Annotated in this window: 15 protein-coding genes; 6 read left to right on the top strand and 9 right to left on the bottom strand. The window is 65.0% G+C overall.

Features of this window, described 5'->3' with window-relative positions; all coding sequences use genetic code 11:
* The first annotated feature begins 111 nt into the window (after positions 1-111).
* The gene (locus ACE3TY_RS14270) at positions 112-1,560 is read left to right on the top strand and encodes an aldehyde dehydrogenase family protein (RefSeq protein ID WP_374654056.1); all 1,449 of its coding nucleotides are present in this window, start codon (positions 112-114) and stop codon (positions 1,558-1,560) included.
* Positions 1,561-1,797: 237 nt separating this feature from the next.
* On the top strand, positions 1,798-3,129 hold the full coding sequence (locus ACE3TY_RS14265) for a response regulator (protein ID WP_374654054.1): 1,332 nt from the start codon (positions 1,798-1,800) through the stop codon (positions 3,127-3,129).
* Here ACE3TY_RS14265 and ACE3TY_RS14260 read toward each other — a convergent pair.
* From ACE3TY_RS14260 to ACE3TY_RS14245, 4 genes are all read right to left on the bottom strand, one after another.
* Positions 3,126-3,836, bottom strand: coding sequence for a response regulator transcription factor (locus ACE3TY_RS14260; protein ID WP_374654053.1), 711 nt, complete (start codon positions 3,834-3,836; stop codon positions 3,126-3,128). The two genes, ACE3TY_RS14265 and ACE3TY_RS14260, sit on opposite strands and share 4 nt — an antisense overlap.
* 118 nt (positions 3,837-3,954) lie before the next feature.
* A complete protein-coding gene (locus tag ACE3TY_RS14255) occupies positions 3,955-4,935 on the bottom strand; it encodes a His/Gly/Thr/Pro-type tRNA ligase C-terminal domain-containing protein (RefSeq protein ID WP_374654052.1) in 981 nt (326 codons plus the stop codon).
* 219 nt (positions 4,936-5,154) lie between these two features.
* A complete protein-coding gene (locus ACE3TY_RS14250; RefSeq protein WP_374654051.1) occupies positions 5,155-5,631 on the bottom strand; it encodes a VOC family protein in 477 nt (158 codons plus the stop codon).
* Positions 5,632-5,643: 12 nt separating this feature from the next.
* On the bottom strand, positions 5,644-6,126 hold the full coding sequence (locus ACE3TY_RS14245; RefSeq protein WP_374654050.1) for an SRPBCC family protein: 483 nt from the start codon (positions 6,124-6,126) through the stop codon (positions 5,644-5,646).
* A gap of 199 nt (positions 6,127-6,325) precedes the next feature.
* Here ACE3TY_RS14245 and ACE3TY_RS14240 point away from each other — a divergent pair, with 199 nt between their 5' ends.
* Positions 6,326-6,937 carry a LysE family translocator gene (locus ACE3TY_RS14240; protein WP_374654048.1) on the top strand — a complete coding sequence of 204 codons (612 nt, stop codon included), beginning with the start codon at positions 6,326-6,328 and terminating at the stop codon, positions 6,935-6,937.
* 216 nt (positions 6,938-7,153) lie between these two features.
* Here the strand turns inward: ACE3TY_RS14240 and ACE3TY_RS14235 are convergent, their stop codons facing one another.
* The 3 genes from ACE3TY_RS14235 to pdxH all read right to left on the bottom strand — a co-directional run bounded on the left by ACE3TY_RS14235 (position 7,154) and on the right by pdxH (position 9,724).
* Positions 7,154-7,897 carry an SDR family NAD(P)-dependent oxidoreductase gene (locus ACE3TY_RS14235; protein WP_374654046.1) on the bottom strand — a complete coding sequence of 248 codons (744 nt, stop codon included), beginning with the start codon at positions 7,895-7,897 and terminating at the stop codon, positions 7,154-7,156.
* A 59-nt stretch (positions 7,898-7,956) separates the two neighbouring features.
* On the bottom strand, positions 7,957-8,934 hold the full coding sequence (locus tag ACE3TY_RS14230; RefSeq protein ID WP_374654044.1) for a cation diffusion facilitator family transporter: 978 nt from the start codon (positions 8,932-8,934) through the stop codon (positions 7,957-7,959).
* A gap of 136 nt (positions 8,935-9,070) precedes the next feature.
* Positions 9,071-9,724 (bottom strand): pyridoxamine 5'-phosphate oxidase, encoded by a 654-nt coding sequence (gene pdxH / locus ACE3TY_RS14225; protein ID WP_374654042.1) that lies wholly within the window; start codon positions 9,722-9,724, stop codon positions 9,071-9,073.
* A gap of 122 nt (positions 9,725-9,846) precedes the next feature.
* On the opposite strand from pdxH, the gene ACE3TY_RS14220 reads away from it, so the two are divergent.
* The 3 genes from ACE3TY_RS14220 to ACE3TY_RS14210 all read left to right on the top strand — a co-directional run bounded on the left by ACE3TY_RS14220 (position 9,847) and on the right by ACE3TY_RS14210 (position 12,096).
* Positions 9,847-10,359 carry an RT0821/Lpp0805 family surface protein gene (locus ACE3TY_RS14220; protein ID WP_374654040.1) on the top strand — a complete coding sequence of 171 codons (513 nt, stop codon included), beginning with the start codon at positions 9,847-9,849 and terminating at the stop codon, positions 10,357-10,359.
* 47 nt (positions 10,360-10,406) lie between these two features.
* Positions 10,407-11,336, top strand: coding sequence for a DnaJ C-terminal domain-containing protein (locus ACE3TY_RS14215; RefSeq protein WP_374654038.1), 930 nt, complete (start codon positions 10,407-10,409; stop codon positions 11,334-11,336).
* A gap of 616 nt (positions 11,337-11,952) precedes the next feature.
* A complete protein-coding gene (locus ACE3TY_RS14210; RefSeq protein WP_374654036.1) occupies positions 11,953-12,096 on the top strand; it encodes a hypothetical protein in 144 nt (47 codons plus the stop codon).
* Positions 12,097-12,357: 261 nt separating this feature from the next.
* Here the strand turns inward: ACE3TY_RS14210 and ACE3TY_RS14205 are convergent, their stop codons facing one another.
* Both ACE3TY_RS14205 and ACE3TY_RS14200 read right to left on the bottom strand, forming a co-directional pair.
* Positions 12,358-13,950: a lysine--tRNA ligase gene (locus ACE3TY_RS14205; RefSeq protein ID WP_374654034.1), complete on the bottom strand. Its 1,593-nt coding sequence runs from the start codon at positions 13,948-13,950 to the stop codon at positions 12,358-12,360.
* A 91-nt stretch (positions 13,951-14,041) separates the two neighbouring features.
* The gene (locus tag ACE3TY_RS14200; RefSeq protein ID WP_374654032.1) at positions 14,042-15,043 is read right to left on the bottom strand and encodes an endonuclease/exonuclease/phosphatase family protein; all 1,002 of its coding nucleotides are present in this window, start codon (positions 15,041-15,043) and stop codon (positions 14,042-14,044) included.
* Between the last annotated feature and the right edge of the window lie 167 nt (positions 15,044-15,210).

Below are 15,210 nucleotides of genomic sequence, written 5' to 3'. Positions count from 1 at the left end.
CGTTTTGCCGCAATTACGTTTTGTAGGGCGAATTCCAACCTGATAATGTCGCCCGCCGTGGCCGCCTTCGCCGCGCCCAACCTTGCATGACATTTCCAGGAGACGCGTATCATGATCCAAGCCCAGAACTTCATCGCCGGCGCCTGGAGCATTGCCAGCAACCAGTCGAAAGACATCAATCCCTCGAACACCGACGACGTGGTGGGCGAGTTCGCCCATGGGTCGGCCGCCGACGCGCAAAATGCGATCGCCGCCGCCAAGGCCGCTTTCCCCGCCTGGTCGCGCTCGACCGTGCAGCAGCGCCACGACATCCTGAAGAAGATCGGCGACGAGATCATGGCGCGCAAGGACGAGATCGGCCGCCTGCTCTCACGCGAGGAAGGCAAGACCCTGGCGGAAGGGATCGGCGAGACGGCCCGCGCCGGCCAGATCTTCCTGTTCTTCGCCGGCGAATGCCTGCGCCAGGCCGGCGAGAAGCTGGGCTCGGTGCGCCCCGGCATCGATGTCGAGATCACGCGCGAGCCGTTGGGCGTCATCGGCCTCATCACGCCATGGAATTTCCCCATCGCCATTCCGGCCTGGAAGATCGCCCCGGCGCTGGCCTACGGCAATTGCGTGGTCTTCAAGCCGGCCGATCTGGTGCCGGCCAGCGCCCATGCCTTGTCCGAGATCATCGCGCGCGCCGGTCTGCCGGCCGGCGTCTTCAACCTGGTGATGGGGCGCGGCTCGGTCGTCGGCGAGGCGATGCTGCAGCATAAGGATATCAATGCCATCTCCTTCACCGGCTCGGTCGGCACGGGCCGGAAGATCGCCGCCACCTGCGTCTCCACCGATCCGATGAAGAAGATCCAGCTGGAAATGGGCGGCAAGAACCCGCTGGTGGTGCTCGACGATGCCGACCTCAAGGTCGCGGTCGAATGCGCGGTCAACGGCGCCTTCTTCTCCACCGGCCAGCGCTGCACCGCCTCCTCGCGCTTCATCGTGACCGAGGGCATCCATGACAGGTTCGTGGCCGCCATGACCGAGCGCATGAAGGGCCTGGTGGTCGACGACGCGCTGAAGGAGGGGACCCATATCGGCCCCGTGGTCGACCAGTCGCAGCTCGACCAGGATCTCGATTACATCAATATCGGGCAGAAGGAAGGCGCCAGGCTGGTGGCGGGCGGCGAATTGCTCAACCGATCGACCCCCGGCTTCTATCTGGCGCCGGCCCTCTTCACCGAGGTCGATAACGGGATGCGCATCGCGCGCGAGGAGATCTTCGGCCCCGTGGCGACCGTGACGCGCGTCAAGGATTACGATACCGCGCTGGCCACCGCCAACGACACGCAGTTCGGCCTCTCGGCCGGCATCTGCACCTCGTCGCTGAAACATGCCGGCCACTTCAAGCGCAATGCCGAGGCCGGCATGGTGATGGTCAACCTGCCGACCGCGGGCGTCGATTACCATGTGCCCTTCGGCGGCCGGAAGGGCTCCAGCTACGGCCCGCGCGAACAGGGCCGCCATGCCGCCGAATTCTACACGACGGTGAAGACCGCCTACACGTTCGACGGCAATTGATTCCCCCGGCTCGCCCGCGCCGCGTCCACGCGGCGCGGACGAGCCCGTTCCATATCCAATTTATACGAAAGTATGGCTGCCCTAGGCCGATGCAGATTGGTGCGCCGTGGGTGGGTTTGTTAACCAGGATCGGGCTTCGTTGCAGAGGAACCGATTTGTCATGCATCCGCTCCGCCATCCTTGCATGGCACTTGCCTGCGGGCAGCTGCACCGGCGCGCCATCGGCTAGCCTGCCCTATGTTCAGCCGCTGGCAGCGCCTGGGGGACCTTTGGCTGGCGATCGCCATTGCCGTGCTGGTGCCGGCGGCAATCTTCGGCGGCGTCCGCACGCTGGATGCGATATCGACGCTGCTGCTCGACGAGCGCAGCGCCACCTGGGACGCCGTCGAAGCGCATGAGGCGTTTCACCTGACGCGCCTGGCGGCGGTGCACTTCCAGCTGTCGCCGGACGCCGCCGCCCTCGACGATCTGAAGCGGCAGTTCGACATCTTCAGGAGCCGCGTTCCCACCCTCGCCAACGCCGATGCCGGCGCAGGCGCCGGCCACCGAACCGTTCCGCGGATCGCCGCCAACAGCAAGCTGTCCGCCGACACCCTGCCCCGGCTGGAACAGGAACTGGCCCTGGCCGAAATCGGCGCGGCGGCATCGGTGAAGCCCTTTGCCCAAACGCTGGAAACGCTGGAGGACCCGCTTCACGAGATGGTGCGCCTGCTGCGGAGCCAGGATGACATGCGCGACCGGGCACGCGAATTGTCGCGCGGCGCGTGGGTCGCCGGCGGATTCCTCCTCCTCGCCATTCTTGCCGGCGCCGCCCTTATCGCCGGCAATATCCGCAAGACGCGCCGCCTGCGCCAGCTCTACGAGCGGGAGCGTGCCGCCCAGCTGGAACGCGCGAGCCAGCCGAGCGCCAGCGTCCCCGGCGGCGTCGCCCACGATTTCAACAACATCCTTGCCGCCATTTCAGGCTTTGCGGCGCTTCTCGAATTCGACCTCGACGACAAGCCCAGGCAGCGCCACATGCTGCATCAGATCGGCACCGCCGCCGACCGCGGCAAGGAGCTGGTGCAGAGCATCTGCGGCGATGCGGCGATCACGGCCGGTGCCGCCGTCACCGAACCGGCGGCGGCGGATGCCCCGGCACTTCCCGCCGGCGCCCTGCGCATTCTCCTTGTCGATGACGATCCGCTGGCGCGCGAAGCGCTGGAACTGACGCTGCAGAAGCTGGATTGCGAGACGGCAGTCTGCGAAAGCGGCGCGGAAGCGCTGGCCCTGCTGCATGACGAGCCGGACCTGTTCGATCTGATCGTCACCGACTATCTGATGCCGAACATGACCGGGCTGGAAATGGCGGCGGCCTTGCGCGCTCGCGGTTTCGGCAAACCGATCATACTCGCCAGCAGCCGGCCGCAGGATATTCCGGCATGCGAGCGGGACCGGCTGGAGGTCGACGGGCTGATTTCCAAGCCCTTCACCGAACGCGCGCTCGGCGAAACGATCGGCCGCGTCGCCCGGCTGCCGGTGCGCGGACCCAAGCCCGCGGAAGGCCGGATCGGGCGGAGCGGATCCTAATCCGCGCCGGTTTCGCTTTCGCCGATGCCGGCACGCACGGCCGCCATCGCGAGCTGCGTCCGGTTGGCGACGCCGAATTTGCGGCAGAGTGCCGCCACATGGACCTTGATCGTCACTTCGCTGAGGCCCAGGCGATGGGCGATTTCCTTGTTCGCGGCCCCCTTGACCAGATGGCGCAGCACGTCGACCTGCCGCGCGCTGAGGTCCGGGGCCGCGGCATTCGCAGCAGCCTGGCCGCGAGATGCGATGCTGGCATGGCCGAGATCGCCGCTCCACGGCACATAGGTCTGGCCGGAGAGGGCGAGCTTCAGCGCCATCATCAGCGCCGGCCCCGTCATCGTCTTGGGAAAGACGCCGATCGCGCCGGCCTCGATCAGCGGTTCGACCTCCGTGCTGGTGAGATATCCGGAGATGATGCCGACGGGCAGGTCGGCATGGTTGTCGGCCAGATCCTGCACCGATCGCGCTCCCGCCATGCCGGGCATGTTGTAGTCGAGCAGCAGCAGCGCGAAGTCGCGATCGGCCTCCAGCAGCTTGAGGACCGCATTGAAGTCCGGCGCCTGGACAACGCTCAGCCGATCGTCGAGGCGCTCCAGCATCTGCGCCAGCGCTTCGCGCACCATCGCATGATCGTCGGCCAGCAGGACGCGCCACGAAGCGCCGGCAAATGGCGCACGCCGCCTGTGCTTTGCTTCGACCGGGCTCATGTCCGCCGCAGACTCGCTTCCGTTTTGATACGAAAGAGTTCCTAAACATCCTTCGCCGCTAGGCATTTAGCACGGTAAAATCAGGGAAAAGCAAGCGCAGCGTCGCCGACTATCGCCGTCATGGCGGCATGGTGGCCGCCGCGCCGCTCCGTGCCGCGACCCGTTTGATCCAGCCCGCCGCCTCGCGGAGCGGCAATTCGGCGCGCACATCGTCGACGAGCGTCCGGAGATTGACGCGGGCCTTTTCCGCCTCGCGCGCGCCGACCACGGCCAGGATCGGGATGCCGCGCGCACGCCAGCCGACGATCTTGTCGGCCAAGGTCTCGTTGCCGGCATCGATGGCGACGCGGAATCCGTCGGCCTCCAGCTGGATCGCCGCTTCCTCGGCATAGCCGAAGAACCGGTCGGAGACGGCCGCCACCAGCACCTGCTCGGGCGCCAGCCACAGCGGCAGCCGGCCCTGCCAATGTTCCAGCAGCATGCCGATGAACCGTTCCATGCTGCCCAGTACCGCATGGCGGATCACGACCGGCACGGCCCCGGCGCCGTCTTCGTCGCTATAATGCGTGCCCGGTCTTTCGGGCAGGACGAAATCGAGCTGGATCGTGCCGCACCGCCAGCGCCGCCGCAGCCGGTCCTGCAGGATGAATTCCAGCTTCGGCCCACAGGGCGCGCCTTCGCCGGGCTGCAGGGCATAATCGAGGCCGGCCACGCGCGCGGCGCCCTGCAGCACCCGTTCCGCCGCGTCCCAGATCTCCTCGCTGCCAGCGCGCTCCTTGGGCCGCGTCGAAAGGCCGACGGCGAAGTCGGCGAAACCGAAATCGCGGTAGACCGCGCGCAGGAGCTGCGAAAAGCGCTTCACCTCCGCCGCCACCTGGTCCATGCGGCAGAGCAGATGGGCGTCGTCCCGCCCGACGGTGCAGGCCGGGTTCCGCGGCGCCTCGAAGCCGGCGGCCTTCATGCGGCGGCGGATGCAATCCTCGATCTGGCGACGGAGCATCCGGCCCTTGGGGTGCCAGGAGACCGCGCCCGGCTGTTCTTCCTCGAAATGGAACAGGTCGAGCCTCTGGCCGATGCTGCGATGATCGAACGCGTCCATGTCAGTCTCCGTGCGTCTCTCGTGGGGTGAAGACGGACGGTGGCTTCGCAAAAGAAAAAGCCCCGTCCGGAACCGGCGGGGCCTTGGGTGGCAGTCACATCGCGCGCACTTAACGCGAATTAACACCCCTCGCCCGCCGAGCGGCGGTCCAGGTCATGGTAACTCGTTGTGCGTGCATGCTTGCCATGCGGGGAGACTAAGGGGCCGGCGGGCGGCGTGTCAAGCCGCGGCACCTCGATATGCCGCCTCGATGGTGGAAAGATCCAGCTTGATCATGCCCCAGACGGCCTGCAGCACGCGATTGCGTTTGGCTTCGTCGGGATCGTTCAGCATCTCCTCCAGCGCGGCCGGCACCACCTGCCAGGAGAGACCCCATTTATCCTTCACCCAGCCGCAGGCCTGTTCCTTGCCGCCGTTCCCGAGGATCGCGTCCCAGATGCGGTCGATTTCCTGCTGATCCTCGCAGCGCACCCAAAGCGAGACCGCCTCGCTGAGCTTGAAGGTCGGCCCGCCATTCAGGGCCCGGTATTCCTGGCCGCCCAGGGTGAAGAGGATGCCGTAGAGATTTTTGGCGCGGTCGAAATGCATGACGGCGTGAATCTTCGAGTCCGGAATGAGCGACGTATAGAATTTCACCGCCGCCTCGGCATCGTCTTCAAACCACAGATGCGTGGTGACTTTCTGTGCAGTGGCCATGATCGCCTCCCCTCACATCGACTTCGCCAGGGCTTCGAGCTGGGTTGCGACGATGCCCCAGCCTTCGTGGAAGCCCATCTTCTCATGCTCCGCGCGCGCGTCGGGCGTCCAATGGCGTGCGACGGCACGATAGCGCGTCTTGCCGCCTTCGTCGGCGAAGGTGACGGTGGCCACCATGAAGGCACGGTCCGAGGGCGTCCAGGCGTCGGTGAAGGCATCGGTGAAGACGATCTTTTCGTTCTTCACCACGTCGAGATAGATGCCCCGGCTGGGGAATTCCTGCCCCTCCGGCCCCTGCATGACGATGAACGACTTGCCGCCGGGGCGGACGTCGAGCTCCGCCTTGGTCACGGTCCAGGGTTTCGGACAGAACCATTGCCCATAGGTGCTGGGATCGGTCCAGATCCGGAACAGCTTTTCGCGCGGCGCGTCGAGCAGGCGGTCGAGAACAAGCTCACGGGTATCGGATTCGGGCCGCATCGGCTGGTCGTTCATGTTTTCCTCCTCACGCTCCTTGTCATCGGGCCTTGTCATCGGGCGATGGCGGCGCCATGGCCGTGCCTTGGGCGAAGATGAACCAACCGGCCGGCCGGCGCGTCAACCGACAAATATCCGCATCGAACGCCATCTTGCCAGGCGGCCCGCAGCCTGGGAAGCTGCGGCACGCCGGTTCAGTCACGGGAAAGCCCATGTCATGACGATCGAGTTCCTTCTCACCTCCCTCATCATCGTCGCTTCGCCCGGGACGGGGGTGATCTACACGCTGGCGGCGGGCCTCGCGCGCGGGCGGCGGGCCAGCGTGGTCGCGGCCCTCGGCTGCACGCTCGGCATCGTGCCGCATCTCGCGGCGGCGATCCTGGGGCTGGCGGCGCTCCTGCATGCGAGCGCGCTCGCCTTCGAGACGGTGAAATATCTGGGCGTCGCCTATCTGCTCTACATGGCCTGGATGACATGGCGCGAGCGCGGCGCGCTCAGCCTCGCGCGCGAGGTGAACGCCCGCTCCGCCCTGCAGGTGACGACCGAGGCGGTGCTCATCAACATCCTCAATCCGAAGCTCTCGATCTTCTTCCTCGCCTTCCTGCCGCAATTCATCGATGCGCGCGAGACTCGGCCGCTGGCCAGCATGCTGGAACTGAGCGCCGTCTTCATGGCGATGACTTTCGCCATCTTCGCCCTCTATGGCATGGCCGCCGCCGCGATGCGCGACCATGTGCTGAGCCGCCCGCGCATCCTCACCTGGCTGCGCCGCTCCTTCGCCGCCGCCTTCGTGGCGCTCGGCGCGAAACTCGCTCTCGCGGAGAAGTGAGCGGCAACACCCGTCGCCTCCGCCCCTGAAGGTGCAGGGCTATCGCATGTATCCAAATTCGTCATGCCCGGGCTCAGCGTTGGTCCCTTCTGGCCGGGCATCCACGCCATCAGCTGCAACAGTGGATCCCCGGGGTCTTCGCCCGGGGATGACGAACTATAAAATGCCACATGCGATTGCCCTGCCTGAAGATGGGAGGCCGGGAGGGCTGGACCCCTACAGCAAATGCTGCCCGCCGGTGAGGAAGATTTCCGTCCCCGTCACATAGGCGAAGTCCGGTCCGCAGAGTTGGAACACCACGCCGGCCACTTCGGCCGGGGTGCCCATGCGGCCCATCGGGATTCTTGGGATGAGGGCTTCGTATTCGGGGCCGATCATGGCGGTTTCGATTTCGCCGGGCGCCACGGCATTGACACGGACACCCAGCGGCGCGAATTCGCCGGCCATTTCGCGGGTGAGGCCGGAGAGGGCGGCCTTGGAGGTCGAGTAGGCGGCACCGGCGAAGGGGTGGATGGAATGGCCGGCGATCGAGGTGATGTTGACGATTGAGCCTTTGCCGCGCGCCAAGGGTGTCGCGAAGCCCTTGGCCAACTGCAAGGGCGCAAAGAGGTTGAGTTCGTAGACCTCGCGCCAGGCGGAAACGTCGCCGTTCAATGTGCCCAGCCGTTCCTTGAACGAGGTCTTGGGCGAAATCGCCGCATTGTTGATGAGGGCGTGGACGGGTGCGCCGTCCAGGACTTTCAGCGCCTCTTCCACGAAACGCGGCGCGTCGCCGGGTTCGGCGAGATCGACCGTGATGTGATGCGTCCAGTTGGGATCGCGCTTGCACTCATCCGGCACCGCCTCGCGCGAGCAGGTGATGATGCGCCAGCCCTCATGACTGAAGCGCTGCACGGTGGCATGGCCGATGCCGCGGCTGGCCCCGGTGAGGATCACGGTCTTTCTGGTCTCGCTCGTCATCTCGTCCTGGTCCTTAGTCGGTCTTTCATCGGTCGCTCCCCCTCTGCCCCACCCTCGCTTCACTCCGCCCGCTTCGCATCCGCTTCCAGCAGCGCCGCGCGGCCTGGCCGGGTCTGGTCCATTCTTGCGCGCAGATCCTGCCGGCGTTCGACCACCGAATGCGGATCCTGGTGGATGATGACCTCGGCGCCGGGAAAGGCTTCGTGAAGGGCGGCTTCGACGGCATCCGATATGCGGTGCGCGTCGATGAGCGAGATATCGTCATGAAGCTCCAGATGGAACTGGATGAAAAGATCCTGCCCCGCCTTCCTTGTCCTGAGGTCGTGGAGGCTGACCGCCTCCGGATGCCTGCCCACGATATCGATGATGCGCAGGCGGTCGGGTTCGTCCATCTCGCGGTCCATCAGCATGTCGTAGCTCCGCCGCCCGATCCGCACGGCCGTATAGGCGATGTAGAGGGCAACGATGAGACCGAACAGCGGATCGGTCCACCACAGGCCGAACCGGGCCGAGATGAGCAAGGCGGCGATGACGCTGAAATTGACCAGGAAGTCGCTGCCGTAATGCGCCGAATCCGCGGCGATGGCGATCGAACCGGTGCGCTTCACCACATGGCGCTGCAGCAGGATGAGCGCGCCCGTCACGGCGATCGACAAGGCCATGACGGCGATGCCGACGGCGGGGCGCGCGACGGGCTTGGGATACATGAAATGGTCGTAGACTTCCATCAGCAGCAGCAGCGAGGAGCCGAGGATGAAGGCCACCTGCACGAGGCCCGCCAGCGGTTCCGCCTTGCCATGGCCGAAGCGGTGCTCGGCATCGGCTGGCTGCAGCGCATGGCGCACGGCCAACAGGTTGACGAGCGAGGCCGCGATGTCGAGCGCCGAGTCGAAGAGGGTCGAGAGCAGGCTGACCGACCCGGTCGCGAGATAGGCATAGAATTTCATGCCGATCATGACGAGCGCCGCGGCCACCGCGGCACGCGAGGCGAGCTTCATCAACCTGGCGGCTTCCGCGCGGGTGATGGTGGATGTCATGGGCGGCACCCGTCACCCGCACCCCCCTCCCGACCTCCCCCCTGACGGTGGGAGGAGATGAGAGCGAGGTGAAGAGCCCTCCCACCTTCAGGGGGGAGGGTTGGGAGGGGGGCCGCGTTCGGTCTCGCTTTCGCCATCACGGGAAAAGCTTCTCCGTCACCCACGCGGCACCCCATGCCGTGCCCGGTGCCGGCCTGTAGATCAGCCGGTCGTGGAGGCGGAAGGGGCGGTCTTCCCAGAACTCGATATAGACCGGCTTGATGCGCAGGCCCGACCAATGCGGCGGGCGCGGGATGGTGCCGATGGGATGTTTGGCGGTGAAGAGCGCCACGCGCTTTTCGAGGTCGAACCGGTTCCGCATCGGGCGCGACTGGATCGAGGCCCAGGCGCCGAGCTGGCTGGAGCGCGGGCGCGAATGATAATAGGTGTCGGCCTCCACGTCGCTCACCACCTCCACCTCGCCCTCGACGCGGATCTGGCGGCGCAGGCTTTTCCAGTGCAGCACGATGGCGGCCTTCCTGGTGGCGAGAATCTGGCGGCCCTTCTTGCTTTCGAAATTGGTGTAGAAGACGAAGCCCCGTTCGTCGAAATCCTTCAGCAGCACCATGCGCACGGAGGGCATGCCATCCTCGCCGACGGTCGCCAGCGCCATGCCGTTGGGATCGTTGGGCTCGGACTGTTCCGCTTCCTTCATCCAGGCGGCGAATTTATGGAACGGCTCGCCCCAGGGATGGCGCGCGCTCGGATCCAATGCGCCTTCGCTTGCCGTGTCGATTGATGTTTCTGGCATGATCCTGTTATCCATCACGTTCCCTTGATGACTTTCTATAGCATTGAATTCGGAAGCGGTTGACGCCATTTTCATTTGGTTTCCGGTGCCGGGCAGCGCGCCTTTTTGACACAGGTTCTAAGATGACGACGCATCTCGACATGTCTCCCTACATTGCCAAGGCCGTCTCCCTTCTGATGGCGGCGGGCCTCACCTTGCCGCTCGCGGCCTGCTCGGCCAATTCCTATGGCGGGTCCAAGCAGAATACCGGCACGGTGCTGGGCGCCATCGGCGGCGCCGCGGCCGGTGCCGCCATCGGCGGCGACGACGATTGGTGGTGGGCGGCGGGCCTGGGCGCCTTGGCCGGCGGTGTCGTCGGCAACCAGGTCGGCGCCTATCTCGACGCCCGAGACCAGCAGCGTTCCTACCAGAACGCCAATTATGCCCTCAATAACGTACCGGACGGCCAGACCGCCAAATGGTCGAACCCCGAGAACCAGACCAGCGGCTATACCAAGCCGGTCGAGACCAGCAAGAACGCGCAAGGCCAGACCTGCCGCGAGTTCCAGACCGGCGTCACCGCGCAGGGGCAAAGCTCGACCGGCACCGGCACGGCCTGCCGCCAAGCCGATGGCACTTGGAAAATCATCCGCTAACCCCTATTTTTCCGCCATGACACTGATTTCTCGCGGCGGAAAATTCCATGCCGGATCCCTATAAGACGTTGGGCGTGGGCCGCCTTGCCACGGCCGATGAGCTGAAGAAGGCCTATCGCAAGCTGGCCAAGAAGCTGCATCCCGATGTCAATCCCGGCGACAAGAAAATCGAGGCGCAGTTCAAGGAAGTTTCCGCCGCCTACGACATGCTCTCGGACCCCGAGAAGCGGCGCAGATACGATCGCGGCGAGATCGACGACAATGGCAATCCGCGCGCGGCCGGCGGTTTCACCGCCGGAGCGCCCTGGGGGAATGCCCGCGCCGGCGGCAATGGCGGGCGGGCGCGCTCGGCCAAGGATTTCGGCCTCGACGAAGAAGACAATGACGAGATCTTCAAGGATTTCTTCGGGTTCGGCCGCGGCCGCACCGGGCTCAAGATGCGCGGCGCCGACGTCACCTACCGGCTGGAGGTCGACTTCCTGGACGCGGTTCTCGGCGGCAAGAAGCGTTTGGGGCTGGCCGATGGCAAGACGCTCGACGTGGCGCTGCCCGCCGGCACCGAGGATGGGGCGCAACTCCGCTTGAAAGGCCAGGGCATGCCCGGCCAGGGTGGCGCCCCCAATGGCGATGCCTTCGTCGAAATCGCCGTCAGGGCGCATCCTTATTTCGAGCGCGACGGGTTCGACGTGCTTCTCGAATGCCCGATCAGCCTGCAGGAAGCGGTGCTGGGCGGCACGATCGAAGTGCCGACCGTCGACGGCCGCGTCGCCCTCAAGGTGCCGGTCGGCAGCAATACCGGCACGCAATTGCGCTTGAAGGGCAAGGGCATCCTCAATCCCAAATCGAAACAGCGCGGCGATCAGTATGTGCGCTTCGTCGTCACCTTGCCAAAGCAGATCGATGCCGATCTGGAACGCGCCATCCGCGATTGGGCCAAGGCGCATCCCTACGACGCCAGGGGCAAGTTCACTTCCTGAAACCGACACACTTCTCGAAACCGACACGGGCGATGCGAGGCGGAGCCTTGCCCGCCCATCGGCAGGGAAGCCCCCGCGTCCCGGCCGAGGCAACTGCCCAATTCATCGGCTGCCTAATTCATCGGCGCTGGGCGCTGAGTTGCTGTGCATTTTGTTATGCAATCGTAAGAGAAGGGCCGCATTGCGGTAACCTCTTTTCCCGCGCCATCACATACGCATGTGAATGTGTAAAGACTGAAAGAAATTCACTGGCGCAGTGAGATGTTTGTGAGGTATCGGAGAAATAGCCGGGAACCAGAACGCTCCGGCACGCTTGTTGATTGGCGTGAACCCGATCGCCTCCGAAATTCGTCCATGGGACGAGAGGCGAGAAAAGAGGCAACAGGGCGTAAAGACGGTGGGACATGAAGGCAGTGGGTAGGCGCGACCGGGAAGGCCCGGCATGCGTGTATGGGACGAACCGTCAGGGGCGATAGGGAGATACCATGACCAATATTGCTACGGTCGGCATCTGGGTCGCTTCTTTGCTTTTCCTGGGTGGTGGATTGCTGGCGCTTGGCGTCTTTGCCTTGTGATCGGGGCAAACGGCGAATAGGCGTTCCCGCAACGGCGTTTGGTGCCGCCTGCCATTGGCGGCACGCGCCGGCTTGGCCATGGCGCGGACAGGGTCGATGCCTTCATCGCCGCCTTCCGCGCCGAACAGCAGGCGTATGGCAGCGCGGAGCCCGACAAGACGAGTCAGCGCATGACGAAGGATTGAGCGTCATCAAGGAACGAGAGTGAACGCGGCCCCCCTCCCGCCGACGCATGTCGGCATTCGCCGACGGGCCTACCCCCTGAAGGTGCAGGGCTATCGCATGTGGCGTTTTTTGGTCGTCATCCCCGGGCTTGACCCGGGGATTTGCCTGCAACTGAAGGACAGAGCCCAGTCAATCCTGATACCCGGGTCAAGCCCGGGCATGACGAACTTGGGTACATGCGATAGCCACGCCTGAAGGTGGGAGGGGGTGCCGGATCCGGTTTACGCCAGCTTGCCAGCGAGCGCCTTCCTGATGAGGCCGGCGGATTCCTTGCGGCCGTAGAGGGCGAAGAACGAGCCCATGCGCGGGCCGGTTTCCTGGCCCAGCAGCGTTTCGTAGAGCGCCTTGAACCAGGCGCGGAGTTCCGGGAAGGGATGTCTCTTGCCGATCTCGAAGACGATGTTCTGCAGATCCTCGGCGCTGGCGCCTTCGGGTGCTGCCTCAAGGGCCGCCAGCAATTCGGTCAGCGCCGTCCGCTCCATCTCATCGGGCGCGCGGTACTTCTTATGCGGCTTCACATGGTCGCGGTAATAGTTGATGGCGTAGCCGACCATCTTGTCGAGAAACGGCGCGCTCGCCGGATTGGCCTGCGGCAGATAGCGGCTGACGAAACCCCACAGCGTGTCCTTGGTCTCGGCATTGGCAACCGAGGCGAGGTTCAAGAGGATGCCGAACGAGAGCGCGTTGCGCGGAATACCGTTGCCGGCGGCCGGCGGCTTGCCGTTATGGATGTGCCAGGCCGGATTCTCCAGGCGCTGCGCCGGCGCTTCTCCTTCGAACTTCTCGACGAAGGTCAGGTAATCGTCGACGGCACGCGGAATGACGTCGAAATAGAGGCGCTTGGCCGCGCGCGGCTTCTGGTACATGAAGAGGGCGAGACTCTCCGGCGGGGCATATTCCAGCCATTCCTCGACCGAAAGGCCATTGCCCTTCGACTTTGAAATCTTCTGGCCCTTATCGTCGAGGAACAGTTCGTAATTGAAGCCTTCCGGCGGTGGTGAGCCCAATTCGCGGCAGATCTTGCCCGCCAGCTGCACCGACGGGATGAGGTCCTTGCCCGACATTTCGTAATCGACATTCATGACGTGCCAGCGCATCGCCCAATCGGGCTTCCATTGCAGCTTGCAGCGGCCGCCGGTCACGAGCGTCTCGACCTTCGATCCGTCCTCGTCCTGATAGACGATGGTGCCGGCCGCCGCATCGGTCTCCAGCACCGGCACCTGCAGCACGCGGCCGGTCTTCTGGCACACGGGCAGGAAGGGCGAATAGCTGGCGGCGCGCTCCTCGCGCAAGGACGGCAGCATGATCTCCTGCACCTGTTCGTAATGCTTGAGGATATCGAGCAGGCCCTGGTCAAAACGGCCCGACATGTACCAGTCGGTCGAGGATTGGAATTCGTATTCGAAACCGAAACCGTCGAGGAAGCCGCGCAGCATCGCATTGTTGTGATGGCCGAAACTCTCATGGGTCCCGAAAGGGTCCGGCACCAGCGTCAGCCGCTTGCCCAGATGCTGGGCCAGCATCTCCTGGTTGGGAACGTTGGTGGGGACTTTCCGCAACCCGTCCATATCGTCGGAAAAGGCGAAGAGACGGGTGGGAATATCGGACAGGCGCTGGAACGCCTGGCGCACCATCGTGGTCCGCACGACCTCGCCGAAGGTGCCGATATGCGGCAGGCCGGAGGGGCCGTAACCGGTCTCGAACAGCACATAGCCCTTTTTAGGCGCCGCCGCTTTGTAGCGTTCGACCAGCTTCCTGGCTTCCTCGAACGGCCAGGCGCGCGCGGCTGGGGCATAGGTACGGTCGTCGGTCATCTAGGTCTCTCGGGAAAAAAGGGCAAAAGCCGCCGGAGACTAGGGACTAAGCCGCCCTCCCGCAAGCGCGAAACGGGCGGATTTCCGCGGATCAGGGTTGCGCGAAGCCGATGATCGCTTCGACCGGCAGATGGTCGGAGCCCACGTCCGGGCCAGGATGCAGAGTGGCGAGGCGGGTCTGGCCGCGGGCCATGATGTGGTCGATGGGCAGGCGGACGGGCGCCGGTCCCCAGGCCGGCCAGGAGGGGGCGAGGAAACCCTGATTGTCGAGCCCGGTCGCCTGCCGCAGATCCTGTTGCACGCGGCTCCAGGGTGCACCGTTGAAATCGCCCATGAGGACCAGATTGGGGCCCAGCTTCTGCAGGGCATGGGCGAGGTTGCGGGCCTGTTCAGCCTGGACGGTCTCCTCTCCGTCGCCAAGATCGGTCCGCACCACCGGCCAGCTGAGATGCGTCACGGCGAAGGTGAGCGGCGTCCCGTTGCCAGGTGCCGCGATCTGGCCCCAGGCGATCACCGGCAGCGTCTTATTGATATGGCCAGAGAAGCTCTTCACGAAGGGGTATTTGGACAGCAGCATTTCCTCGCAGCGTGGATTCCGGTCCTGGCAGTCGATGCTGTAGGGATAGAGCGCGCGCAAGGGCGCCAGTTCGGCCTTCCAGCGCGGCGTCACCTCGACCAAGCCGATCATGTCGGCGCCGCTGCGGCTCAGATAGTCGCGCACGGCGGCGTATGACTGGCCCTTGTGCCAGACATTGAGCGAGACGATCTTCATCTGCGCACCTTCTCCAGCCAGGGCCGATCTGGGACCGGTGAGGAAGGACGGCCAGTAGGGATGGATGGTCCATAATTCGATACAGGCGATGCCGAGGAGGAGGCCGAACCAGCGCCAGCGTTTCAGCGCCAGGGCGAGGAGACTCAGGACCGTCGCCGCCATCAGCACCTGCAGCGCGAAATGCTCGGTCAAGCCGGCCAGCGGCCAATAGGGGTGGAGCAGCGGCAGAAAGGTCACGATCACCAGAATGATCCCGCCCAGCCCCAGCCCGGCATGCAGGCCGCGCAGGAACGCCCCGCGCCGCCGCTTGTTTCCCGTCAAAACATCCCCGGTGGATAGGGTTTCGCTCAATCTGTCCCTCGAACTGAAGTTCCGGCTGTCAATGGTGCTGGCTCCTTATGCCGGCCGGGCGTGGCGAGAATATGGCAGGGTGGGTACAAAGCCGGGGCAATCCATGGCATGTTGCGGTTTTCACGATACGGCGTTGC

This window comes from Dongia sp. (assembly GCF_041918875.1).
Lineage (GTDB): Bacteria > Pseudomonadota > Alphaproteobacteria > Dongiales > Dongiaceae > Dongia.
The sequence above is the reverse complement of the archived record's forward strand: the minus strand, read 5'-3'. Positions and strand labels throughout refer to the sequence as shown.